Origin of the sequence: Micromonospora salmantinae, from assembly GCF_022230905.1 — a bacterium.
Lineage (GTDB): Bacteria > Actinomycetota > Actinomycetes > Mycobacteriales > Micromonosporaceae > Micromonospora > Micromonospora salmantinae.
In genome coordinates, this window is record NZ_JAKKFG010000014.1 from 98358 (window position 1) to 123052 (window position 24695).

19 protein-coding genes are annotated in these 24695 nt (G+C 69.7%); 10 read left to right on the forward strand and 9 right to left on the reverse strand.

The window, feature by feature from the left end; genetic code table 11:
- Window positions 1-207 precede the first annotated feature (207 nt).
- The 3 genes from PSH03_RS13590 (at window position 208) to PSH03_RS13600 (ending at window position 2583) form a co-directional block, all read left to right on the forward strand.
- Window positions 208-507 carry an EthD domain-containing protein gene (locus PSH03_RS13590; RefSeq protein WP_238689326.1) on the forward strand — a complete coding sequence of 100 codons (300 nt, stop codon included), beginning with the start codon at window positions 208-210 and terminating at the stop codon, window positions 505-507.
- A 77-nt stretch (window positions 508-584) separates the two neighbouring features.
- The gene (locus PSH03_RS13595) at window positions 585-1142 is read left to right on the forward strand and encodes a hypothetical protein (RefSeq protein ID WP_210781241.1); all 558 of its coding nucleotides are present in this window, start codon (window positions 585-587) and stop codon (window positions 1140-1142) included.
- A gap of 1 nt (window position 1143) precedes the next feature.
- Window positions 1144-2583 (forward strand): dihydrolipoyl dehydrogenase family protein, encoded by a 1440-nt coding sequence (locus PSH03_RS13600; RefSeq protein ID WP_238689327.1) that lies wholly within the window; start codon window positions 1144-1146, stop codon window positions 2581-2583.
- 97 nt (window positions 2584-2680) lie between these two features.
- Here PSH03_RS13600 and PSH03_RS13605 read toward each other — a convergent pair whose 3' ends face one another.
- Window positions 2681-3289, reverse strand: a complete 609-nt coding sequence (locus PSH03_RS13605) for a TetR/AcrR family transcriptional regulator (protein ID WP_238689328.1) — start codon at window positions 3287-3289, stop codon at window positions 2681-2683.
- 323 nt (window positions 3290-3612) lie between these two features.
- On the opposite strand from PSH03_RS13605, the gene PSH03_RS13610 reads away from it, so the two are divergent.
- Window positions 3613-4386 carry an alpha/beta hydrolase gene (locus PSH03_RS13610; RefSeq protein ID WP_238689329.1) on the forward strand — a complete coding sequence of 258 codons (774 nt, stop codon included), beginning with the start codon at window positions 3613-3615 and terminating at the stop codon, window positions 4384-4386.
- Between the two features lie 734 nt (window positions 4387-5120).
- On the opposite strand, the gene PSH03_RS13615 is transcribed toward PSH03_RS13610, so the two are convergent.
- The 4 genes from PSH03_RS13615 to PSH03_RS13630 all read right to left on the reverse strand — a co-directional run bounded on the left by PSH03_RS13615 (window position 5121) and on the right by PSH03_RS13630 (window position 11307).
- Window positions 5121-7310: a HelD family protein gene (locus PSH03_RS13615; protein WP_238689330.1), complete on the reverse strand. Its 2190-nt coding sequence runs from the start codon at window positions 7308-7310 to the stop codon at window positions 5121-5123.
- 318 nt (window positions 7311-7628) lie between these two features.
- Window positions 7629-8183: a hypothetical protein gene (locus PSH03_RS13620; protein ID WP_238689331.1), complete on the reverse strand. Its 555-nt coding sequence runs from the start codon at window positions 8181-8183 to the stop codon at window positions 7629-7631.
- Between the two features lie 128 nt (window positions 8184-8311).
- Window positions 8312-10159, reverse strand: coding sequence for a glycoside hydrolase family 15 protein (locus PSH03_RS13625; protein WP_238689332.1), 1848 nt, complete (start codon window positions 10157-10159; stop codon window positions 8312-8314).
- A gap of 143 nt (window positions 10160-10302) precedes the next feature.
- Window positions 10303-11307 (reverse strand): LacI family DNA-binding transcriptional regulator, encoded by a 1005-nt coding sequence (locus PSH03_RS13630; protein ID WP_112584529.1) that lies wholly within the window; start codon window positions 11305-11307, stop codon window positions 10303-10305.
- Window positions 11308-11446: 139 nt separating this feature from the next.
- Here PSH03_RS13630 and PSH03_RS13635 point away from each other — a divergent pair, with 139 nt between their 5' ends.
- Genes PSH03_RS13635 through PSH03_RS13650 form a run of 4 tightly spaced genes read left to right on the forward strand, consistent with a single transcriptional unit; the run spans window position 11447 to window position 16975 of the window.
- The gene (locus PSH03_RS13635) at window positions 11447-12754 is read left to right on the forward strand and encodes an ABC transporter substrate-binding protein (RefSeq protein WP_210781225.1); all 1308 of its coding nucleotides are present in this window, start codon (window positions 11447-11449) and stop codon (window positions 12752-12754) included.
- Window positions 12751-13749 (forward strand): carbohydrate ABC transporter permease, encoded by a 999-nt coding sequence (locus PSH03_RS13640; protein ID WP_238689333.1) that lies wholly within the window; start codon window positions 12751-12753, stop codon window positions 13747-13749. The genes PSH03_RS13635 and PSH03_RS13640 overlap by 4 nt, the downstream gene beginning before the upstream one ends.
- Window positions 13750-13751: 2 nt before the next feature.
- Window positions 13752-14612: a carbohydrate ABC transporter permease gene (locus PSH03_RS13645; RefSeq protein WP_181518555.1), complete on the forward strand. Its 861-nt coding sequence runs from the start codon at window positions 13752-13754 to the stop codon at window positions 14610-14612.
- Window positions 14613-14650: 38 nt separating this feature from the next.
- On the forward strand, window positions 14651-16975 hold the full coding sequence (locus PSH03_RS13650; RefSeq protein ID WP_238689334.1) for a beta-xylosidase/alpha-l-arabinosidase: 2325 nt from the start codon (window positions 14651-14653) through the stop codon (window positions 16973-16975).
- A 136-nt stretch (window positions 16976-17111) separates the two neighbouring features.
- Here the strand turns inward: PSH03_RS13650 and PSH03_RS13655 are convergent, their stop codons facing one another.
- The 3 genes from PSH03_RS13655 to PSH03_RS13665 all read right to left on the reverse strand — a co-directional run bounded on the left by PSH03_RS13655 (window position 17112) and on the right by PSH03_RS13665 (window position 22468).
- A complete protein-coding gene (locus PSH03_RS13655) occupies window positions 17112-17972 on the reverse strand; it encodes an oxygenase MpaB family protein (protein WP_238689335.1) in 861 nt (286 codons plus the stop codon).
- Complete coding sequence (locus PSH03_RS13660) at window positions 17969-18229, reverse strand: hypothetical protein (protein WP_238689336.1); 261 nt, start codon at window positions 18227-18229, stop codon at window positions 17969-17971. Before PSH03_RS13660 ends, PSH03_RS13655 begins: the two co-directional genes overlap by 4 nt.
- A gap of 81 nt (window positions 18230-18310) precedes the next feature.
- On the reverse strand, window positions 18311-22468 hold the full coding sequence (locus tag PSH03_RS13665) for a tetratricopeptide repeat protein (protein WP_238689337.1): 4158 nt from the start codon (window positions 22466-22468) through the stop codon (window positions 18311-18313).
- Between PSH03_RS13665 and PSH03_RS13670 the strand changes: the two genes are divergently transcribed.
- Both PSH03_RS13670 and PSH03_RS13675 read left to right on the forward strand, forming a co-directional pair.
- On the forward strand, window positions 22467-22628 hold the full coding sequence (locus PSH03_RS13670) for a hypothetical protein (RefSeq protein WP_238689338.1): 162 nt from the start codon (window positions 22467-22469) through the stop codon (window positions 22626-22628). The genes PSH03_RS13665 and PSH03_RS13670 overlap by 2 nt on opposite strands.
- Window positions 22625-23263 (forward strand): hypothetical protein, encoded by a 639-nt coding sequence (locus PSH03_RS13675; RefSeq protein ID WP_238689339.1) that lies wholly within the window; start codon window positions 22625-22627, stop codon window positions 23261-23263. The genes PSH03_RS13670 and PSH03_RS13675 overlap by 4 nt, the downstream gene beginning before the upstream one ends.
- Before the next feature lie 51 nt (window positions 23264-23314).
- Here the strand turns inward: PSH03_RS13675 and PSH03_RS13680 are convergent, their stop codons facing one another.
- Window positions 23315-24361, reverse strand: a complete 1047-nt coding sequence (locus tag PSH03_RS13680) for an SMP-30/gluconolactonase/LRE family protein (protein WP_238689340.1) — start codon at window positions 24359-24361, stop codon at window positions 23315-23317.
- Between the last annotated feature and the right edge of the window lie 334 nt (window positions 24362-24695).

The window sequence follows — 24695 nt, forward strand, 5'->3', positions numbered from 1 at the left end:
TAACCGCCCGACCAGGCACGACTGCGCGCTCGCGTCGAACCGGTGCCTCTTTGCCCCGGCTGGCGGCGAGTTCAAACGCCATCGCGGCCACTAGATAGAACGGTCGGTCTTGACGGCGGAAAGCTGAGCAGGTACGGTTTTGCAGACAGAACGTTCGTTCCACCTGCTGCAGTTCGGGGTGGACGACTGTGCCTGAAGGAGAGCGCCGTGCCCACCAAGATCACCATTGTCATCGGTAACCCCGCCGACCCGGACGAGTTCGAGAAGGTCTACGCCGACGTACGCCGGGCCGCACAGACGTTCCCGAAGCTTCAGCGGGTCGAGTCGGCCAAGGTGTGGCCGAAGGAGGACGGCACGCCCACTCCCGCGTACCGGACGCTCGACCTGTACTTCGCCAGCTACGAGGACGCCGCTGCCGCAGTAGTGACGCCCGCCGCCGGTGCCGTCTTCGGTGGGCTCCAGGGCGCCCAGGTCGAGATCACGGGGCTGTTCTCGAACATCGAGTAGCACCGCCCTTCCCCTTCCAGCGGTGGCTCGCCCCCCGCTGGGAGTCCCTTCGCTCCGGAATCACCGAGAGGATGACCATGACCACCGTTGCCGTTCCCGGCATCTCGACGACGGCCGCTGCCCTGCGGCGGTTGTACTTCGGTCGCTTCGCCTTCGCAATCGTCTGGGCTGCCGTGACGTTCCCACTCGCCAAGCACCTCAACCCCCTCACCGCCGCGCTGCTGGTGCTCTACCCGCTGTTCGACGTGGCCGCCGCCATCGTCGACGTCCGAGCGTCGCGGGCCACCGGATCGCCCACCCTGCTGTACGTGAACGTCGCGATCAGCCTGCTCGCCGCGGTGGGCCTGGGCGTTGCCAGCGCGTCCGGCATCCCTGCGGTTCTGCGCGTCTGGGGCGCCTGGGCGGTCGTGGCCGGACTGGTTCAGCTGATCGTGGCCGTCACCCGCCGCAAGATGGGTGGCCAATGGCCGATGATCATCAGCGGTGGCATCTCCGTCATCGCCGGCGGATCGTTCGTCGCGGCCGCCTCCGCGGACAACCCGGCGCTGACCAACGCGATCGGCTACGCCATCCCCGGCGCGATCTTCTTCCTCATCGCGGCCATCCGCCTCGGCCGCGCCGCGAAGGGAAACTGACGTGCAGAACGCCACGTACGACGTCGTTGTCATCGGTGCGGGGCCGGTGGGGGAGAACGTCGCCGACCGCGTCGTGCAGGGCGGCCTGACCGCCGCGATCGTCGAGCGGGAACTGGTGGGTGGCGAGTGCTCGTACTGGGCCTGCATGCCGACCAAGGCGCTGCTGCGCAGCCAGACCGCGCTGCGGGCGGCTCGTCAGCTGCCCGGCGCGCGGGAGGCGGTGACCGGCGAGCTGGACGCGGCGGCCGTGCTGCGCCGCCGGGACGCCTTCGCCTCGCACTGGAAGGACGACGGGCAGGTGTCGTGGCTGAACTCCGCGGGCATCGCCCTGTATCGGGGTCAGGGGCGGATCGGCGCCGACCGGATCGTCGAGGTGACCGGCGCGGACAGCGCCACCACCTCGCTCACCGCCCGACACGCGGTGGTCATCGCGACCGGAAGTGGCGCACTGGTGCCGGACATCGCCGGTCTGCGCGAGGCGGCACCGTGGACCAGCCGTGAGGCAGCCGCCGCGAGCGCGGTTCCCGGCCGGCTCGCCATCATCGGTGGTGGCGTGGTGGCCACGGAGATGGCGACCGCGTACGCCGGCCTCGGATCGGCGGTGACGGTGCTGGTGCGCGACGGAGTGCTCACGCTGGCGGAGCCGTTCGTCGGCGAGCGGGTCACGCAGTCTCTGCGCGAAGCTGGCGTCTCGGTGCGTCTCGGTGCCGAGGTCACGTCGGTGAAACGCGACGGCGACGGCACGGTGCACCTCACGCTCGCCGACGGCGCACAGGTCGAGGCCGACGAAATCCTCGTCGCGATCGGCCGCACGCCGAACACGCACGACGTCGGCCTCGACCGGATCGGCCTGAAGCCGGGCGCCTGGCTCACTGTCGACGACACCCTGCGGGTGGTCGACGGTGCCGGCGCGTTGGTCGGCGACGGATGGCTGTACGCGGCCGGGGACGTCAACCGGCGTGTGCTCCTGACCCACCAGGGCAAGTACCAGGCTCGCGCGGTGGGCGACGTGATCGCGGCGCGGGCCAGGGGCGAAGCGGCAGACGACCGCCCGTGGGGTCGGCACGTCGCCACCGCCGACGAGCGCGCCGTGCCGCAGATCGTCTTCACCGACCCGGAGATCGCGTCGGTGGGGCTGACGGCAGCCGCCGCCGAGGCCGCCGGGCTGCGGATCCGGGTCGTCGACTACGACCTGGCCGCCGTCGCCGGGGCCGCGCTGCACGCCGACGGCTACCAGGGGCAGGCCCGGATGGTCGTGGACGAGGACCGGCGGGTGATCGTCGGCCTCACCCTCGTCGGCCCGGACGTCGCGGAACTGATCCACGCCGCGACGATCGCCATCGTCGGTGAGGTCCCACTGGAGCGGCTGTGGCACGCCGTGCCCGCGTACCCGACCGTCAGCGAGGTCTGGCTGCGCCTGCTGGAGGCGTACGGCCGCTGACCTGAGCCGTGCGGCCGTCCGCGCCATCGCCGACGAGCTGGGTCATCCCTCACCCGGGGTGGCCCAGCTCTAGTCGTGCGGGCTGGTCGCGCAGGGGCTAACCGGCTGACTCCGCCGACTGACGCTCCGAGTTGATCCTGAGCAGTCCTTCGATACCGCGCAGGAAGGTCTCGGACACCATTGGGGGGTCGGAGAGGCATCCGGCTGCCATGGCGCCGTCGCGGAGCATGACGAAGTGGCGCGCTGCGGGATCCGCCGTTCCTTCGTGGACCTGTGTCATGAGCGTGGTGATGGTGTCCAGGAACCATTGCCGGTGGGCCACGAGTTCTTGGTGCACCGGATGGTTCGTATCGGGATATTCCGCCGCGGCGTTCAGGAACGCGCACCCACGGAACCCGGGGGACTGGATGTTCTGGGCGATGGAATTGGCGATGGCCAGGAGCGGATCGACCGGCGATCGGTTGGCGGCGAGGGCCTCGTCGACCATGCCGCGCTCCAGTTGATGCACCTCACGCAGGTAGGCCAGGATGAGGTCGTCCTTGCTGGGGAAGTGTCGGTAGAAAGTAGCCCTGGTCACCTTCGCCTCGGCGATGATCCGGTCGACGCCGACGGCGTGAATGCCCTCCGCGTAGAAGATCCTGGTCGCCGTGCGGAGAAGCTTCAGGCGTGCCTCGGAGGGCCGGGCAGTGGGTTCGTCGCTCGCCATCCCACCATCTTAGCGACAGAACGTTCGGTCTTATCCTTGTCGGAGGGTTTTGGCGTGGCACTCCGGTGGCCGCCCAGCGTGCGGACAGCGATCGCCAGCTCAGGTCGTGTCCGAGTCCGATACCGGCCAGGCGTTTGGCGAGGCGCTTCGTTCTTCGATCTCGCTGACAGTGGCCTCATCAATGCTGAATTCTGGATGCTGCAACCCCATCTGAGTCGGGATCGCGGGCTGATTCACGGGGAAATGCTCCGCCGACCGACCTCGTCCGTCCCGGCCTGCAACCGCGGGCAGCGGGTGGCGAGGCCTCTCGAAAGGAACTCCAGATGAGCACTGCTTCTGACATGTCTGCCCAGGAGATGCCGACAGTTGTGCTGATCCACGGGGCATTCGCCGGCTCGTCGAGTTGGAATGGGGTGATTGCCAACCTCAAGGGCCGGGGTTACCCGGTCATTGCCGTCGCCAACCCGCTGCGCGGTGTGCAGAAGGACGCCGCTTACGTTCGGGCCCTTCTGGACAGCTTGCCCGGACCGGTGGTGATGGCCGCCCATTCCTACGGCGGGCTGGTCATGACCGAGGCCGCCGCCGGTGCCGCCAACGTCAAGGCCCTGGTGTACGTCGCCAGCGTGAGCCCGGACGTAGGCGAAAGTGTGATCGGGTTGCTCACCAAGTACCCCGGGAGTCAGCTCGCCACCAGCATCAACATGGTGTCGATCCCCTCCGATGACGGCGGCACGACAATGGATCAGTACATCTTCCAGGACAAGTTCCCCGAGGTGTTCGCCGCCGACGTCGACAGCGGCACCGCCGAAGTCATGGCGGCAACGCAACGGCCCGCCTCTGCGAGCGCCCAGGAGGAGAGCGTGACCAAGGCCGCCTGGAAGACGATCCCCTCCTGGACCCTCATCACTACCCAGGACCAGGGCATTCCGCCGGACCTGCAGCGCTTCCTGGCCGACCGGGCGGGGTCCACGGCGGTTGAGATCGCCGCTTCCCACGCGGTGGCAGTCTCGCAACCCGGCCCGGTCGCAGACCTCATCGACACCGCCGCCCGCGCCACCGCCCGCTCGATGCAGATGTCAAAGAGCCGTCAAGGTTGACGAGGGCTCGCCGAATCGGCCGCTGCGGGGTAGCCCGCCCGGGCGAAGGGCCCGATCATCCCGGCACGGAGAGCGCTTCAACGCAGTGACCACCCCGAATGCCCTCTCAAGGTGCGAGGCTAGTTGATCCGGTGCGCGCTGTAGATGTACAGGACACTTGGATCCGCAGCCCTTCGGTACCACAAGAGGCCGGCTGGGCTGACGCAGCGTCCGTCCATGATGTAGGTGTATTCGGGGTACGCGTATCCTGCCACCCCGGACGAACTGCTGTAGCCGTAGCGCCATGGGGCCTCGGCGAACCGCATTTCTATGTACTTCGTAGTCGTGCAACCCGCAGCGAACGCGGGAGTCGGCACGGCCAGCGTGCTCAGCGGAAGTACGATGGCTGCTGCCAGCGCTAGCAGTGATCTCCTCAAGATCTTGCCTCACTCTCTGCGCGGCTGCCGTTTGAGTGAGCCGGCAGCGATGACGGATTGCCGAACATGTCCGAGGTTCGCACCCGTGTGGGTGAAACTGGTTTCCCAGCTTCGATTGACCAACGTCACGGGTGATGGGATTTCACCGTATGGGCGCTGAACAGGCGGTCGCTACCGCCGATGGCTGTCCCGAACACAAGCGCGCTTGTCCAGGCTGCTCACCGGCCTGTTCGGACTTGTTCGAACGCTCGCCAGGAGGTGAGCGACCATTCCTGGTTCAGCAGAAAAGCCCGCATCTCGAACAGCATCCGACAGCCGTCATGGGTGTGCCGATTGCTGCGTGAGTGTGAGCTGTCCGAGTTCCTGGGTGCATCGGGTGAGCGCGACGTAGAGGCCGTTCCAACCGCGCGGTTCGGCGGCGACGCCCTGAGGGTCGATGAGGAGCGTCGCGTCCCATTCCAGTCCCTTGGACTGGGTCGCGGTGAGCACTGGCACACCACTCAGCAAGGCTTGGAGTGTGGCGATGCGCTCCGCGGGGGCGATGACGCCGACCGTGCCGCCCCGCCACCGTTGCCGTAACTGTCGCACTGCCTCCACGGCGGTGCCGGCAAGCTCAGCGTGTGTGGTCGTGCGCTCCCAGGGGGCGATGCCGGAGGAGCGTACCGCTCGTGGCGGAGTGTTCCGGCTGCCAGCCTTCTTCAAGACCGGTTCGGTGAGGTCCATGACCTCGCGCGGGGTCCGGTAGCAGATGGTGAGTTCCGCGGCGGTCCAGCGGTCTCCGAAGGCAGCCCGCACCGCTTGCGCCCAACTGGTGTGCCGGTGGGCTGCCTCGGCCTGGTCGATGTCGCCGACGGCGGTGATGGAGCGACTGGGACAGCGCCGGAGGACCATCTGCCACTGCATCTCGGACAGTTCCTGCGCCTCGTCGATGACGACGTGGCCGTACACCCAGCCGCGCTGGCGGCGAGCACGTTCGGCGAGGAACTCGCCCTGTGGTTGCGGGGTGTCGACCTCGCCGAGCAGGTCGGCGACGGCGTCGAGCAGGGCGATGTCGCTTGATGCCCATGGGGTGGGCTCGGCGGCGACGGCAGTCATCTCCTCGGGGGACAGCTGCGGGGCGAACCTGGCCAGCAGGGTGCGGTCGGTCAGGAGGTCACCCAGCAGGGTTTCGGGGTCGAGGGTGGGCCACCATGCCTCGATGAACCGGGCGATGGTGGCGTTCTCGGCGATACGACAACGAAGCTGCTCCACTTCCTCCTCGGACAGCAACCCGTCGATGTCGCTGCCGGTGGACGTCCGGGTGGAGGAGTGGTCGTTCGCCATGCTCTTGTCGACGCGGGCGAGGATGTCCTCGAAGCCCTCCTCCATCTCCTCCATCAGCGCCTCGCGCTGCTCGGCGACGACATCGGCCAGGAGGTGGTGCAACTGCTCGACGAACGCCGCGCGGGCACGGTGGTACGGGCGTCCCTGCACCGCCGAGGCGAACGCCTGCGCCACAGTCGGGGCTGGAATGACGTAGAAATCGCCCTCCCAGCGCAGCTTCAGCTCGCGCGGTCGGGGGAGCAGCGACGCGACGTAGCCTTCGAGCGTGGGCTGCCAGAGGGCGCGGCCCTTGATCTCGGCGAGAAGTCGGCTCTCGTCGCGGCCCACGTGGATGTCGGCCAGCAGGGTGTCGCAGGTCGCCGAGACGACGGCGGTCTCACCGAGCGCCGGCAGCACCTGGGCGATGTACTGGAGGAACCGCGGTGAGGGGCCCAGGACCAGGACCGCCTGGTCGGCCATCTTTCGGTGGGTGAACAGCAGGTACGCGACGCGGTGCAGGGCAACCACCGTCTTGCCCGTGCCGGGACCGCCCTGGACGATCAGCGGGCCGGTCGCCTGGGCCCGGATGATGTCGTCCTGTTCGCGTTGCAGGGTGGAGATCGCCGTCGACATGTGACCGGTGCGGCGCTGGTCGAGGGCGGCCAGGAGAGCGCCCTCGCCGACGAGTTCCGACGTTGCGCTCCCGTCCAGTGGCTCGTCGTCCACCCCGACGACGGCCGATCCCGTCGTACGGATGTGCCGGCGCCGTGCCTGACCCTGGGGGTCGACAGCCGTCGCGGTGTAGAACGGCCGAGCTGCCGGAGCGCGCCAGTCCACCAGCAGTGGCTCACTGTCCTCTCCGTCGTCACGGAGACCGATACGGCCCACGTGGCGCACTGTGCCGTCGAGGCCGTCGAGGCGGCCGAAGACCAGCCCTTCCTCTGCGCGCCGTAGCTCGTCGTACTGCTGGCGGAGCATGCGCTGCCGGGCCCGCTCCAACGCGTCCAGGGGCTCTGACGAAAGCTCGACCTGTAGGTGATCGGCCAGCCTGTCGCGCCGGGCGGTGGCCAGGTCCAGAAATGCCTGTTCCTCGGCGACCGCGGATCGGCGCGCCGCACCCTCTGCGGTAGAGGCCGGCAGTTGGCCGTCAGGTGCTACTTCGCCGACGCCAGCGGTGCCGTTGCTCAGGGCAGACTTCTGGTGCATTCGCGAATCCTTGTATCGGGGTAACCCTCGGCCCGGATGAGCCGCAGCGCATTCGGCGGCAAGCATAGAGTTGGTTCCCCTCAACGACCAGGAAATCCGCCGGCAGAGATCGGCATCTCAATGCCTTGCAGTTCCGGGGTTGCTTGTGGCCTCACCAGTGCCATTGTCTTATTGACAGTCGAGTCTTCTTCTGTTCTGCGGATGCTTTCCGAGCAGGGAGTTGCTCTTCGGCCTCCGGCCGGGGGTTGGGTGTTATCAGCCGGACCCCGGGCGGAGTCGACTGTCGCATCAAGGGCGGTGAGGGCTGTCCCGCGCAGGTCAGCTCAACGTGAAGGACGCGTCGTCGACGTCGAAGGTGGTGGCGCCGTTGCCGGCCGTCTCGCTGGAGAGGAAGCTGACCGTCGCGGTGCGTTCGGTCGCGGCGGTTCCGCTCGACATGACGTACTGCCGCCACTGCGCCCCGCCGTCGAAGGCCAGCGAGAACCTCGTCTTCGGGGGTATCCCGGTGACGGCCAGTCCGACGTTCAGGTAGTCGCCGCGGCTGGTCTCCGTGGTGGTGGTCCGCACCCAGAAGCGGACCGTCAGGTCGCAGTTGGCCGGCACTGTGACGGTGGTGCGCAGCAGGTCGGCACGCGTCACGTCCAGCCCGGCGAAGGTGGCGTACGCGCGGCCGGTGTGTGCGGGCCGGGTCGCGTCGCCGAGCACGACGATGCGGGGGCCGGCCGTCCAGCCGGTGGTGCCGCCCTCGAACCCCGGGTTCGGGTGGATCTGCCCGGTGCAGGGCGGGTCGGCCGCTGGCTGGCCGTGGGATGCGCCGCCCGTGGCCAGGAGCAGCGCTGTCGCAACCGAGATGGTGGTGACGAATGCCTTCATCGGTTCCTCCAGCGTCAATACATTCGAGATGGTCGATGCATATCGACCATGCGCGATGGGCGGAGGCGCGTCAAGTCCTTCCCGTCGTCGGCTCGGCGCCGACGTCGGCTGACCGGAACATGCTGGTGCTACCGGCGGCGGCGGGCCTCGGCCTCGGTGTCGAGCAGGTCGTTGAGCGTCAGCGCTGAGTTGATCAATGAGAGGTGGCTGAACGCCTGGGGATAGTTGCCGATCTGCTCCCCGGTCACGGCGATCTCCTCGGCATATAGGCCGAGGTGGTTGCTGAAGGTGAACATCTTCTCGAACGTGAGTCGGGCGTCGTCGAGGCGGCCGGCACGGGCCAGCGCCTCGACGTACCAGAAGGTGCACATGTTGAAGGTTCCCTCGTGGCCCGGGAGTCCGTCGGGGGAGTGGACCGGGTCGTACCGGTGGACCAGGCTGTCGGAGACCAGCTCGCGCTCGATCGCCTGCAGGGTGGACTGCCACAGAGGGTCGCTCGGCGTGACGAAACCGACCGCCGGCATGGCGAGCAGCGCCGCGTCCAGCACGTTCTCGTCGTACGCCTGCACGAAGGTGCCGCGGGCCCGGTCGTATCCGCGCTCCATGACCTGGTTGTAGATGCGGTTGCGCTGCTCGGTCCAGCAGGTCATGTCCCCGGGGCGGCCGGTGCGGGTGGCCAGCCGGATGGCCCGGTCCAGCGCGACCCAGGACATCACCCGACCGAAGGTGTAGTTGCGGGGGTGGTGGCGGCTCTCCCAGATGCCGGCGTCGGGTTGGTCCCAGTTGTGGCAGAGCCAGTCGACCAGCCGGACGGTGCTCTTCCACACCTGGTGCGAGACGCGGATGCCCTGCTCGTCGGCGAGGTGCATGGCGTAGAGGGCCTCGCCGTGGATGTCGAGCTGGAGCTGGTCGGCGGCGCCGTTGCCGATCCGCACCGGCCGGGAGCCCCGGTAGCCCTCCAGGTGGTCCAGCACCTCCTCGTGCAGGTCGGAGGAGCCGTCCACCCGGTACATGATCTTCAGCGGGTCCTGGTGGTCGCCGGCCTCGCGGATCCGCTCGTCCAGCCAGTTCATGTACTGGCTGACCTCCTCGGTGAAGCCGAGGCCGAGCAGCGCGTGCACCGAGAACGACGTGTCGCGTACCCAGGTGTAGCGGTAGTCCCAGTTGCGGGTTCCGCCGACCAGTTCGGGCAGCGCGGTGGTGGGTGCGGCGATCATCGCGCCGGTCGGCGCGTACGTCATGAGTTTGAGCGTGATGGCCGAGCGCTCGACCATCTCCCGCCAGCGGCCGGTGTAGCGGGAACGTTCGAGCCAGCGCCGCCAGTAGTCCCGGGTCCACTCGAACATGCCCTGGATCTCTTCCGGCGCGAAGATGCGCGGTTCGGCGCCGCCCGTCTCCAGGACCACTCCGCCGGTGTCGCCCTCGTTCAGCGTGCCGTACGCGACCAGGTCGCCGCCCTCAAGGTGGACGTCACCCTGTTCGGAGATCAACCGCCGCACCGGGTCGACCGGGTTGAACGTCAGCGTCGCCGACCGGCTGCGGAAGACGTAACCGTTGCGGTGGCGCTCAAGCTGATGCTCTTCGCGGGCGTAGTCGAACCGCGGCCGGCACTCCACCCGGAAGCGCATGCTGCCGCGGACCATGGTGACGGTGCGGACCAGCCGGTGCGCGTCGGTGGCCCGCTCGCCGGTGACCGGCATGAAGTCCGTCACCTCGGCCACCCCGTCGGCGCTGATGAACCGGGTGATCAGGATGGGTGTGCCGGGCAGGTAGAGCTGCTTGGTCACGTACCGCACGTCGTGCGGCGCGATCTGGAAGTAGCCCCCCTTCTCCTTGTCGAGCAGGGCGGCGAAGATGCTCGGCGAGTCGAACCGCGGCGCGCAGAACCAGTCGACCGTCCCGTCGCACGTCACCAGCGCGGCGGTCTGCAGGTCGCCGATGAGCCCGTGATCCTCGATCGCCGGATAGCTGTCCACGTCTCTCCCCGGTTCGGCTGCGTCCTGCGCACCGAACATAGGGGAGGAATTGTCGACTTAGGTGAGATTCACGTTCTGCCACCCTGTCGCGTGCGCCCACGTGCCACGGCGACGGCCGGGTCCTGCGGTGGCTGGCCCGGGCGTCAGTGCAGCGGGCGGCAGGAGGAACGGATGACCAGCTCGGTGGGGAGCCGGATGTGGGTGTCGCGTTCCACGCCGGCGATCAGGTCGACGAGCAGGCGCAACGCCTCGGCGCCCATCCGTTGCAGCGGCTGCATGATGGTCGTCAGCGGCGGGTTGACCAGCGCCGACTCCGGCACGTTGTCAAAGCCGATCACCGACAGGTCGTCGGGCACCGACAGGCCCATGTCGCGGGCCACGGTCATCGTGGAGATTGCGGAGAGGTCGTTACCCGCGAAGATCGCGCTCGGCCGGTCGGTGAGGGCGAGCAGCTCCGCGGCCGTGCCGGCGGCGCTCTCGATCCGGAACCCGCCGACGCGCACGAGCCGCTCGTCCACCGGCACGCCGGCCTCGGCCATCGCGCTGCGGAAGCCGGCCTCGCGCAGCTGCGCGGACTTCAGGTCGGTGCGTCCACTGATGTGCCCGATCCGCGTGTGGCCGAGGGACAGCAGGTAGTTGGTCGCCAGCACCGCGCCGGCGAAGTTGTCCGAATCGACGGTGGGCAGGTCGGACGGCCCGGTGTGTGGGTCGACGGCCACGACGTGGAAGCTGTGTTCGGTCTCGACCACTGTCGGCGTGACGATCACGGCGCCGTCGATGAGTGTGCCGGAGAGCCGGGCGAGCGAGCGCCGCTCCCACCCCACGGCGGCGCCCTCGCCGTCCCCGCTGGAGTAGGCAAGCAGTTGGTATCCGCTCCCGGCGACCTCCTGCGACGCCCCCTTGAGCAGTTCGGTCGAGAACGGCTCGAACTCGGCGACCAGGATGCCGAGCACGTTGGTGCGGTGGCTGCGCAGGCTCTGCGCCCCCAGGCTCGCCTCGTAGCCGAGCTCGTGGATGACCTGCTGGACGCGTTCCACGGTTGCCTGGGCCACGCCGTAGCGGCCGTTGACGACCTTCGACACGGTCGCGACCGAGACGCCGGCAGTACGTGCCACATCCGACATCTTGACGCGCTGCTGAAACACCACGTCGATGATGATAGGGCCCCGCCGGGGGCCCGTCGTCAGCGACTCGAAAACGTTATCGATACCGATTGACATCAAGTTACATGACTGTAAAACTTCGCCGCAGGCCGAGTACCGCGACTGACTAGTCGAGGAGACATCGATGGCAACGAAGCGGCGTGCGAGTGCCGTCCTGGCACTGTTAATGACAAGTGTTGTCGTCCTCGCCGGGTGTTCCGGCGGCGGCGAAGAGGCGGCCCCTCAGAGCGAGCTGTACAAGGACCCGGTGACCCTGAGCTGGTGGCACAACGCCTCACAGGATGGGCCCGGCAAGACCTACTGGGAGAAGGTCGCCAAGGACTTCTCCGCACTTCACCCCACCGTCAAGATCGAGATCGAGGCGATCGAGACGAACCAGCTCCAGCGCACCCGGCTCCCTGCCGCGCTGCTGAGCAGCGACCCGCCGGACATCTTCCAGGCCTGGGGCGGCGGCGAGATGAGCGAGCAGGTGGAGGCCGACTACCTCAAGGAGATCACCGACCAGACCAAGACCGAGGTCGGCGACATCGGCAGCGCCGCGGAGATCTGGCAGGTCAAGGGCAAGCAGTACGGCCTGCCGTTCCGGATGGGCATCGAGGGCATCTGGTACAACAAGGAAATGTTCGCCAGGGCGGGCATCGCGGCTCCGCCGACCACCTTCGAGGAGCTCAACACCGCGGTCACCAAGCTCAAGGCGATCAACGTCATTCCGATCGCCGTGGGTGCCGGTGACAAGTGGCCGGCCGCGCACTGGTGGTACAACATGGCGCTGCGCGCCTGCTCGGTCGACGCCCTCAAGAAGGCCTCCGCGGAGAAGAACTTCGACGATCCGTGCTTCGTGAAGGCCGGCCAGGATCTGAAGGCGTTCATCGACACCAAGCCGTTCCAGCCCAACTTCATCGCCACGCCGGGCCAGAACGACCCGACCAGCGCCAACGGCATGCTCGCCAACGGCAAGGCCGCGATGGAGCTCATGGGTGACTGGAACCGCGGCACGCTGGACACCGTCACCACGGACAAGGCGAAGCTCGCGTCGTTCCTCGGCTGGTTCCCGGTGCCGGCGATCTCCGGTTCCCCGGGCGACCCGAAGGCGGCTCTCGGCGGTGGCGACGGGTTCTCCTGCGCCAAGAACGCCCCGGCGGAGTGCGTCGAGTTCCTCAAGTACATCGTGAGCCCCGAGGTGCAGAAGGGCTACGCCGAGACCGGCACCGGCCTGCCTGTCGCCAAGGGCGCGGCGGACGCCGTGAAGGACCCCGCGCTGAAGTCCATCCTGGAGGCCACCTCCGGGGCGAGCTACGTCCAGCTCTGGCTGGACACGGCGTACGGCAGCACGGTCGGCAACGCGATGAACGACGCGATCGTCGCCATCTTCGCCGGCAACGGGACGCCTGAGAAGGTCGTCTCGGCAATGAAGGCGGCCGCAAGCAAGTGACCTCCGCCAACCAGATCCGTATGCCCGCCGGCGACGCTTCCGCGTCGCCGGCGGGCCCCCACAAGGCCGGGCGCGAGTCCGCCCGCCGCGCCGACAACCGCCGTAAGTGGTACGAGATCATCGGGCTCACCACGCCGGCCGTTCTGATCTACGTGATGTTCGTGCTGGTGCCGATGGGCTTCGCGGTCTACTACAGCCTGTTCCGGTGGCGCGGGGTCGGCCCTCCCACCGAGTTCGTCGGTCTGCGGAACTACACCCTCGCCTTCCAGGACCCGATCTTCCTCGACGCGTTGCGCAACAACGCGATCATCGTGTTCGGGTCGCTGCTGATCCAGGGCCCGATCGCCCTGGGCGTCGCCCTGCTGCTCAACCGTCGCTTCCGTGGGCGGGCCGTGTTCCGCCTGCTGGTGTTCGTGCCGTACGTGCTGGCCGAGGTCACCGTCGGCATCATGTGGAAGCTGTTGCTGACCGACGAAGGCACCGTCGACGCGCTGCTGCGGTCCCTCGGAATGGGCGGCCTGGTGCAAGCCTGGCTGGCGGACCTGGATGTGGTCATCTGGACCCTGCTGGCCATCCTCACCTGGAAATACGTCGGCTTCGCCATCATTTTGCTCCTCGCCGGACTGTCCAATGTGCCGGACGAGCTGACCGAGGCGGCGGCCATCGACGGCGCGAGCTGGTGGCAGATCCAACGGCACGTCACGATCCCGCTGCTCGGCCCGACGATCCGGATCTGGATGTTCCTGTCCATGATCGGCTCGCTGCAGATCTTCGACATGATCTGGGTGACCTCGGTGCCCGCGGTGCGGTCCCTCGGCGCATCGGCCACCATGGCGACGTACATGGTGGACAACGGGTTCTTCGCCCGGCTGTGGGGCTATGGCAACGCCGTGGCGGTAATCCTGTTCGTCATCTCCTTCGTGGCGGCGCTGCTGTTCCAGCGGTTCCTGCTCCGCCGCGACATCGAGGGCGCCATCACCGGAAGGGCGAAGTGACGATGGCCGTGAACTCGGTTCTCCCCCCGTCCACCGGACGCCGTCAGGTTTCCTGGGGCACGCCGCTCACCTACGCGCTCGCCCTCGCGATCGCGGCGGTGTCGATCGCCCCGGTCATCTACGTGGTCATCGGCGGGTTCCGCACCACCCCGCAGATCGTCGCGGACCCGGCCGGCCTGCCCGACCCGTTCGTGTGGGACAACTACGCCAGGGTGCTGACCCAGAGCAACTTCTGGCAACAGGCGTTCAACAGCGCGGTCATCGCCCTGGGCACCACGCTGGCCGTGGTGGTGCTCGGACTGGCCGCCGCGTTCGTGCTCGCCCGCTACAGGTTCCGCGGGCGGGAAGGGCTCTACACCTTCTTCACCCTCGGCCTGCTGTTTCCGGCCGGGGCGGCGATCCTGCCGCTCTACCTCATGCTGCGTGACCTGAACCTGATCAACTCCTACTACGCGGTGATTCTGCCGCAGGTCGCCTTCTCACTGCCACTGACGATCGTGATCCTGCGTCCCTTCCTCTCGGCCATCCCGAGAGAGTTGGAGGACGCCGCCGCCATCGATGGTGCGAGTCGGCTCGGCTTCCTCTGGCGCGTCGCGATGCCGCTGTCGCGGCCCGCGCTCGTCACAGTTGGCGTCCTGGCGTTCGTGGCGAGCTGGAACTCGTTCCTGCTGCCGCTGCTCGTGCTCAGCGACGTCAACCTGCACACCCTGCCGCTGGGCGTGCAGAACTTCTCCAGCCAGTACACCACCGACACGGCAGGCGTCCTCGCCTTCACCTCGCTGGCGATGCTGCCGGCACTGCTCTTCTTCACGCTCGCGGAGAAGCAGATCGTCGGTGGTCTGCAGGGTGCGGTCAAGGGCTGAGCGGCAGCGGTACGAGCACAACCACAGGAAGGCACAGCATGACTGAGGTCCACGCGGTGGTGGGCAGCCCGGCGCCGGCTCAGGCAGGGCCGGAGCACGGACGACCGGACGGGCAAGACGGCGAGGCCCGCGTACGCGATCTCCTCGGCCGGATGACGATCGAGGAGAAGATCGCCCAGCTCGTCGGCTTCTGGGAAAAGGAGGACGGCGAGGCGGTCGCACCGATGCAGGGAGAGTTCGGCGTGGCCGTCACGCTCGACGACTTCTCCCGGCACGGGCTCGGTCACCTCACCCGCACCTACGGCACCCGCCCCGTGGACGCGGCCGAACACGCGGCCTGGTTGTGGAAGTTCCAGCGCGACCTGGTCACCGGGACCCGGCTCGGCATCCCGGCGATCGTTCACGAGGAGTGCCTCACCGGGCTGTCCGCGTGGAAGGCGGCCACCTTCCCCACCCCGCTGGCCTGGGGTGCCGCATTCGACCCCGAACTGGTCACCGAGATGGCCGCGGCGATCGGCGCCTCGATGCGGACCCTGGGCGTGCACCAGGGGCTCTCTCCGGTGCTCGACGTGATCCGCGACCCCCGCTGGGGTCGGGTCGACGAATGCATCGCCGAAGACCCGTACCTGGTCGGCACCATCGGCACGTCGTACGTGCGTGGTCTGCAGTCGCAGGGGGTGCACGCCACCCTCAAGCACTTCGCCGGCTACTCCGCCTCGCGCGCCGGGCGCAACTTCGGGCCGGTGCACATCGGCCGCCGGGAACTGGCCGACGTACTGCTTCCCCCGTTCGAGATGGCGATCATCGACGGCGACGCGCGCAGCGTCATGCACTCGTACACCGAGATCGACGGGGTGCCGGTCGCCGCCGACCCGACCATGCTGACCGGTATCCTGCGGGACCAGTGGGGCTTCGACGGCACGGTGGTGGCCGACTACTACGGGGTCGCGTTCCTGAACCTGCTGCACCACGTGGCGAGCGATCACGCGGACGCCGCCGGGCAGGCGTTGAGCGCCGGCCTCGACGTCGAACTGCCGACCGGCGACGCCTATCTGACCCTGCGGGAGTCGGTGCTGGAGGGCAAGCTCGACGAGGCGCTCATCGACCGCGCGGTGCTGCGGGTACTGCGCCAGAAGCTGGACCTGGGTCTGCTCGACGCGACCTTCGACGACGAGCCGCCCCAGGCGATCGACCTCGACTCGCCCGAGCACCGGTCGATCGCCCGCCGGCTTGCCGAAGAATCGGTCGTACTGGTCGCCAACCGGGACGTGCTGCCGCTGCCCGCCGGGCAACGGGTGGCCCTCATCGGCCCGAACGCCGACCGGCAGAGCGCGCTCTTCGGGTGCTACTCATTCCTCAACCACGTCCTCGTCCAGCACCCCGGCGCGGAGACCGGCATCGAGGTCCCCACCGTGCTCGACGCCGTGCGGGCCGAGTTCGGCGGCGATCTCGTCACCTGGGCACGCGGCTGCGACGTGGACACCGACGACCGTTCCGGCTTCGACGAGGCCGTCGCCACGGCCTCCGCCGCGGACGTGGCCGTCCTGGTCGTCGGCGACCACGCCGGCCTCTTCGGACGCGGCACGGTCGGCGAAGGCTGCGACCGGGACGACCTGGAGTTGCCCGGCGTCCAGCGCGAACTGGTCGAGTCGGTGTTGGCAACCGGCACACCGGTCGTCCTCGTGCTGGTCACCGGTCGGCCGTACGCGGTCGGCTGGGCGCTCCCGCGCTGCGCGGCGGTGGTGCAGGCGTTCTTCCCGGGCGAGGAGGGCGCCGGGGCGATCGCGGGGGTGCTCTCCGGGCGGGTCAACCCGTCGGGCCGGCTGCCGGTCACCCTGCCCGGGTCGGCCGGCGCGCAGCCGTACTCCTACCTGCACCCCACTCTCGGTGCGGGCAACGCGGGGACCAACCTGCCGGCGACGCCCGTGGCGTCGTTCGGCCACGGCCTGTCCTACACGACGTTCGCGTACAGCGAGCTCACCGTGCCCGGCACGACGCCCACCGATGGGGCGGTAGGGGTGACCGTGCGGGTGACGAACACCGGCGCGGTCGTCGGCGACGACGTGGTCCAGCTCTACGGTCGTGACGTGGTCGCCTCGGTGACCCGACCGGTGGCGCAGCTGCTCGGCTACCGGCGAGTCCGTCTGGAACCGGGCCAGTCCGTCACGGTCGAGCTGACGGTGCCCACCACCCGTCTGGCCTTCTCCGACCGTACGTTCACCCGCGTGGTGGAGCCCGGCGACGTCGAGCTGTGGGTCGGCACCAGCGCGCGGCGGGATGCCCAGGCGGTGACCACGCTGGTCGGTGACACCGTCCGGGTGACCAACACCTCCCCACGCTGGACCACCACCGACGTGCGCTGAGAGCCGGTCCGCCGATTGCCCCCAACGGACAGTCGGCGGACCGGCCCCACTCGCGCGCCGGTTCTCCGCGGTGACCTCGCACGGCAGCACCGGGTCCGGCACCCAGCTGGGCCGGCGACGCCAGCACGACGACGTGCTACTCCCGCACGCGGTCCTGGTGCGGGCCGAGCTGGCTGATCTCGTACCCGTCGGGGTAGCTCTTGGCCTTGATCCCGTCGGCGAACAACGCGGTCGTCCGTGGTGCCCCGAACCATCGCTGCAACCGCGAGCGCGTCCGCAAGGCCAGGTGCAACCCCGCCCGGACCGGCCAGACCGGCGTGTCGACCCGCGTTGCGCGCCGCAGCGGTGCGTCGTAAAGGGCGCTGACCAGCGCGTTTCCCAGTGGGGTGAGCGTCCTGGGGATCCGGGTGAGCATCAGCATGCGGGTGGCGCGTTCGATGGCCGCCGCGTCGTCGTTGGGTTGCAGGTGAGCTGCGTCGTGCGCGTCGAACCAGGTCTCGAACTCGTCGTACGACCCGGGGATGTCGGTGATGCCCATCCGTCGGCCGAGTTCCCGGTAGAAGAGGTACGTGGCGTGACGTTCGTGGCAGCAGGGCGGGCGCCAGCCGTACTCCTGCAACCACCGGGTGGGGATCACGACCAGGCAGCCGAGGACGTAGCGGAAGTCGTCGTTGCTGATGTCGTACCGGCGGTGGATCTGGTTGACGCGCCGCAACGCCTCGCGGCCCCGAGGCTGGTCGAAGCCGTTGAGCACCATCTCGTACATCAGCAGGCCGGTCTCGTCGATCCGCTTCTGGGTGCGTTCGGTCAGCTCGCCAGTGGCGGTGTGCACGGCGGCGATGGCGGGGATGGAGAAGGACCGGTTGAAGGCGAGGTTGAGCCCGAGTTTCATGTCCCACGGAAACTCGTAGCGCAGCATGGTCTGGTAGATGACCAGGTAGTCGTGCTCCGGGTCGAGAGCACCGGTGCGGGTCAGGTTGTCGTAGCGGCCTCTCATCGGGGGACCCCCGGGCCCTGGCCACCAAACCAGGTGACGGTGGTCAGCCGGGCGCCGAGTAACCGGCGCGCCCGGGTGACCTGACGCGCGTTCGCGTCGAGCACCGCTCGTGCCAGGGCGGGAACGGTGGCGATGGGCGCGAGGAGAACGAGCGCGGCGACGGCGAGCGGCAGCCGAGCACCCGCGAAGGCAGTGCGTCGCAGGAACAGCCCGGATGCGTCCCCGCGCAGCAGTACACCGTCGAAATCGAAGATCACGGTGTCTGCGGTCGACGCCCTCATCGGTCTATCGACCCCGGTGCCGCGGGCGGTTCGCCATCAACCGAGTGTACGGGTGGGTCAGGTCGGCTCGGCCGTGGTCGGTAGCACCGCGATCAGGTCGAGCACCTCGACGGCGTGGGCCGGGCCGACGGTGTCGGTGAGGATGGCCGTGAACGCCTCCGCGCCGAGCCCGGCCCGCAGTTCGCGCAGCGCGTTGAGGTCGAGCGCCGCGTTCGTCGACCCGATCTGCCGGTCGATGCTCAGTGCCTCGACGATCAGCGGGATGCCCTCCGCCGGGTGGCCCTGCTCGACGCGCAGCTGCCCGATCGCCACCTGGTCCAGTGCCACCTCCTCCCAGTTGCCCTGCTCGCGGTCGATCCGCAGGCAGGTCCGGTAGCACCGCTCGGCCAGCGCCTGGTCGCCGCGCAGCCCAGCCACCCGGCCGAGGTGGAAGGTGCTGTTGGAGACGCCCGACAGGTTCCCGAGCCGCTTCTTGATCGCGATGGAGCGGCGGTAGAACCCATCCGCACCGGCGAGGTCCTCCTGCTCCTCACAGACCCGGCCGAGCTGGTGCAGGACGATGGCCTGGTTGGGCTCGTGGCGCAGCACGCGGTAGACCTCCAACGCCTGCTCGTAGCGGGACCGGGCCTCGGCCAGCCGGCGGGTCTCCAGGCCCACCCGGCCAAGGTCCTCGTGGCACTTGGCGACCCCCGCCTGGTGGCCGGCGGCGGCGCAGATCGGCAACGCTCGCAGCAGGCACATCCGGGCGGTGCCGAACTCACCCGCCTGGGCGGCGGCGATGGCGAGCAGGACGTACCCACTGCCGAGCGGCGTCGGGTGGGAAACGTCGAACCGGAACCGCAGGTACGCCTCGACCCACTCGGCCCGCTGCGCCGCCTGCCGCCGGTCGAGGTGTCGGGCCAGCAGGGCGGAGAAGGCTCGCGCGCCCAGTTCCAGGCGCTGCACGGCCAGCCATTCCAGGGCTGCCTGGAACGGCGGCTGGTCGTCCCCGCCGATCGCGTTCAGGGTGTGCGGCACCGCCTCGGCAGCCCGGCCGAGGACGGTTCGGACGCCGCCGAGCAGTTCGTCGCAGCGGCGCAGGAGCGGGTCCTCGTCGAGGGCCGCGACGATCGTCCGCGCGCGGGCGAAGCAGCTCTCGGCGAATTCGAGGTCGTCGAGGTCGCGGGAGAGGTGACCGAGCAGCAGCGAGCACTCCGCGATGTGACCGTTGCTGCCGACCTCCTCGAAGATCTTCAGGGCGGCGCGGACCCGCTCCTCGGCGGTCTCGTACGCGAACTGGGCGAGGGCGATCCGCCCGAGCATCACCAGCCCGCTGCCCTGCTGGACCCGGACGCCCAACCGTCCGTAGGTGCTGATCGCCACCTGGATGCACTGCTCCGCCTTCACGAGGTCGCGGGCCTCGAAGGCGAGTACGCCGATCTGGTGGTGGCTCGCCGCGATCCCCTCCAGGTCGTCGAGGTCCCGGGCGATCGCCAGCTCCTCCAGGTACCGCGACATGGCCAGCTCGGCGTCGCCGTTGCCGCGGGCGATGCCGGCGAGCTGGTGCAGGGTCCGGGAGACCGCCGAGCGGTCGTCGAGCCGGCTCAGGATCGTCAAGGCATCCTGGAACAACCGGTCCGCGGTCACCCGGTCACCCCGGTTGTCGGCGACCAGGCCCAACTGGTGCAGGAGTTTGCCGACCCCGCTGTCGTCGCCGAGATCCCGGTAGACGGCCAGCGCCGCCTCGTAGCGCTGCGTCGCCTGCGGGTATTCGCCCCGGCTCAGGTGCACGTCGCCGAGTCCCTTGAGGAAGCTCGCCCCGCGCGCCGAGCCCGGCGACGCCATCGGCAGCAGCTCCCGCCAGATCTTCTCCTCCCAGGCCCAGTGCCCGGCCGCGTGCAACTCCTGACAGGCCAGTTCGGAGTAGGTGACGACCTCGTCGGTGTCACCTGCGGCCAGGTGGTGGTACCGCGCCTCGACGACCCGGCGGATGAAGTCGTGCTGGTCGGTGCTGGACCGGGCCCGCCAGCCCCAGTAACGGCCCGCCCGGCGGTGCGCGTCGACCACCGCGTCGCTGCCGGCGATCCGCAGCAGGCTCGCCGCCGTCCACCGGTGCACCAGGTGACCCCCGGTCACCGGGGCGAGCAGCCCCAGCTGCGACAGCGTCTGGACCGACTCGTCCAGCCCCGCCGGTTCCGGTGGTGGGGCGTCGCCGTCCGTCGGGTCGGCGAGCTGCCAGGCGAGGCCGGTCCGGTCGACCGGGGTGCGGTACACCGCCGCGCCGAGCAGCAACCGACGGGCCGCCGGGACGGCCACCAGACCGGCGAGCAGCCGGGGCAGCAGCACATCCTCGGCGGCCAGCGCGCCGGCCTCGGCCAGCGGCGTGCCGACCGCCGCCGGCCCGGCGTCCCGGCCGCCACCGACCGCGGCCAGTCGGCCGGCCACCTCGTCGGATCGGGCGTTGCCGCCGCGCAGCAGGCCGTCGAGGTATTCCAGCGCGCGTGGGTGACCACCCAGCCGGTGCCACATCCGTTGCTGTTCCGCCGGCGCCAGTTGGCCCACCCCTGGCAGCCGCCAGAGCAGCTTGCGGGTCTCCTGCCAGGTGAGCGGACCGAGGTGACAGGTTTCCAGACCGGCGACCGGGAACGGGTGCCGGCTTGTCACGACCAGCTCGTGGTGGGACGCCCAGGCGGCGAGGAACGCGGCCAGGTCCGTGTCGGCCAACCGGTGCTCGGTGTCCAGGGCGTCCTCGGCGTTGTCGAGGACGAGCAGCAGCGGCGGGCCGCCGGCGCCGATCGCGTCCAACCGTCGCCGCCAGTCCTGGCCCGGCGCGGCGAGAGCGACGAGCCATCGCCGCAGCGGGTCGTCCGGGGCCGCTGCCGCGCACCGGCTCTCCACCTGGCGGCGCAGCTCGTCGAGGATCCCGTCGACTGTGGCGTCCCCGTGGGTCGCCACGACGATGCCACACGCGTCGCGGAACCGCCGCGCGAGTTCGGCGGCGAGACTCGTCTTGCCGATCCCGCCGATGCCGTGGACGAGCACCCGAAGCTTTCCTCGCGACAGCCGACGCAGGATCTCCCGGCGGCCAACGAAGTCCGTGGGTGCGCGCACCACGCCGTCCCCGACGATCGACTGGCCGGGCGGCACGGCGACGGCAGCGCCGCCTCGTCCACCGGCCAGCCGCAGCCCGGGGTCGGCCAGGAACAGCGTCGGCATCCACCACTCGGCGGAGGTCGGGGCCAGCTCGCGGCGTACGGCGGAGACCTCCGCCAACAGCTCCGGCTCGCTGCGGGCGGCCAACCGCTCGTAGAGCCGAGCGCAGAACTCGATGGCGTACCCGTCGCTGACCGTCCCGTTCATCGCCAGCACCGCCGGCGCGCCGTGGGTCAGCAGAGCGCCGGCCAACCCGGGCAGCTCCCGTTGATCCTGCCGAGCGGTGGAGCAGCCGGCCAGCACGATCAACGGTACGGTCCGGCCCGGCGGCAGCACCTCGGCCAGGAACCGCGCGGCGTCCACGCGGTCCTCCGCGCCGGTGGGGGTCTCCAGCAGCAGCGCGCCTGGGCGCGCGTGACTGGAGACGTGCAGGACGTGGAACGGCTCCTCGGCGAGGGCGGCCCTGATCGCGGCGGCGCTGCCCCACTCCAGGACGCGCACCCGCACCCCGTGCCGATGCCCGGGTTCCACAGCGCCGAGGATCCGACCGAGTTCCCGCTCGTGGTCCAGCAGCGGCTGGGTCGAGTCGTCCGGGCTCGCGATCGCCGCGAGCATCCGCAGTGGGCCGTCCACCCGGACCGTGGGTGCCGGTGTGTCGGGGCCGGTCCGGCAGACGTCGACGTCGGGGTGCAGCGCCAGCGGCAGTTCCTCGCCGGGCAGTACCAGGGTCTCCCAGGGCAGGTCGGCCAGGGCCGGGTCGACGACCTCGATGCCGAGCCGGTGCCGGCCGGGGCGGGCCAGTTCGGTGCGCAGGGCCGGACCGGGGGCGTCGAGGAAGCGGCGGCCGAGCGCGACGCCGACCTGGTACGACAGCTCCACCGAGGGGCCGCCGCGCAGTCGCCAGAGCAGGTCGGCGGTGCGTTGATCGGCGGGGCCCACCGGGTGTCGGCGCCGGTCGCCGCGGACGGCCAGGACCACGTCGGTCGCGCTGACTGTCAACCGGATCACGAAGGCCCCCTGCGGTCGCCCGGCGGACGACCCGACGCCGGGATGGATTGCCGGGCTGACCGATACTGTATCCATGGCTGACGATCCTGAGGAGCTTGTGCAAGTCAATGCCGTGCGGATCAACGACAGCGGCGAGCTGGAGTTCTACGACGGCCAGCGCTGGGTGCCGTACACCGATCTGCCCGACGACGAGAACGGCCCGCTGGGTGTCGTCTTCCGCGACGACAGCCGATGACCGGGGAATCGCCGACGGGCGGCGCGGGGTTGGACGCGTTGCCGTCCCCGTTGGACTCGGTCGCGGACAGTCGGGCGGCGGCACGATGGATCATCTCCTCGGCCGGCGCCGTGGGCGCGCTGCTGCTCGGCGGCGGCCCGCTGATCGCCGCCGGCAAGGTCACCGACTGGGCTCACGCGGCGTGGGCGGGCGGCGGTCTGCTGGTGACGCTGCTCGGCGTGGCCTGGGCGATCTGGCGGACCAGCGAGGTGCTCGTCCCGCCGATGACCACGCCGGCGACGCTCACCGGGCCGCAGCTGCGCGGCCTGCGCGAGCGGCTGGAGGCCGAGCCCTGGTACCACTTCGGCGGGTACGCCGGTGACGTCGACGGTCTGCTGCGTCATCGCCGGATCGCTGCGGAGATCACCTGCCGCCTGTCGACGGCCCCGCCGCAGGAGCGGGCCGCCCTCCGGGCAGGGCTCGCCACCGCGCGCCGCAACATCGCCCGGACCGACCCGTACCTGCGCTGGCTGCTCGCCACGGCGCACGCCTGGCAGGTCAGGGAGGCGTTGCGCCGGGCCCGCCGGCAGACCTTCCTGGGCGCCGCGCTGGTGGTGGTCGGGGCAGTGGTGTTCATCGCCGCGACCGCCGGATAGCGCGCCGCCTCGTCGGGCTACGACGAAAGCGGCGCGCCATCAAACAGTCGGTCAGTACGGATATCCGGGGATGTTGAGTCGCACGCTGTACAGCCCGGAGTCGCCCCACCGGCCCGACGTGACGAAGAGGGTCTGCCGGTCGGGGCCGCCGAATGCCACGTTGGTCGTGCCGGAGTTGCCGGACCGGATCGTGCCGAGCTGGGTGCCCGCGGGGGAGTAGACGTGGACCAGGGAGTCCCCGCCCGAGGTCCAGTACACGTTGCCGGCGCAGTCGATCGTGCCGCCGTCCGGGCCGCCGATGTAGTTCACGAAGACGCTGCGGGCGCCGATGCTGCCGTCGGGCTGGACCGCGTACTTGTAAATCTTGTTCTCGGAGTAGGCGCCCACGTACAGTGCGGTCCCGTCCGGCGAGAGCGAGATGCCGTTGGGTTGGCGCAACCGGTCGTCGACCAGCGACACCTGCCCGTTGGAGACGCGGAAGACACTGGTACGCCCGCTCATCTGGTCCGGGCGGTTGCCGCGCTGGAAGTTGGGGTCGGTGAAGTAGACGACGCCGTCGGAACGGACCGCGACGTCGTTCGGCGAGTTGAACGCCCGGCCCTGGTGGTTCGGCGCGACGGTGCTGCGGGCCCGGTCGCTCAACCGGTACGCGGACACGTTCCGCTGGTCGTGGGTGGCGGCGACGAGCTGCTGGCCGTCGGCGCTGAGTGCCAGGCCGTTGCTGCCGGCGTCGGCGATGAACGTGTCGAAGCTTCCCGTCGGGGTGAACCGGCGGATCGTCGACGGCTGGACGTTGTACGGCCCGGTGCCGGCGGTCATGTCGGACATCAGCAGGTAGCCGCCGTCGGCGACCCAGACCGGCCCTTCGAGGAACGTGAACCCGCCCTGGATTCGCGGGGCCGTCACGGTGCTGGCCGGCAGCGGTGGGCCGTAACTGGCCCCCGTCGGGCAGGCCCCGGGCGGTGCGCCGGGCGGACCGGCGAGCGCGACGTGAGCGCTGACATGCGCAGCGTCGGCGGCGGCACCGGCGGGCAGTGGGGTGGCGCTGACCGCAAGGCACAGGCCGGCCAGTACGGCAATGGTTGGACGCCAGGTCATCGAATACTCCAATCGGCGTCGAGGGTTGCGATGGCCGGCGTGCGAGGTCGGTGGCTGGCACGGCATGAGGGCGGGCCGTCGAGGTGGGTATTCGGGAGCCTAGGTTATGAGCGGGCCACCCGCAGCAACCTTTCGCCGTTTATTCCGAGCGGGACGAGGACACCAAACGCAACGACGCTGGTCAATGCTATAACGGTCTCCGAGAATCCTTCCGGTACGACCACAGTGGACACATCAGTGGTGACTCGAGGCTGATCTGTCCGCCGCCGCCGGGGCCGGGCGGGACACCCCCCCGGCCCGGCCGAGCGGCAGGGCTTTCGAGCGTTCTTCGACG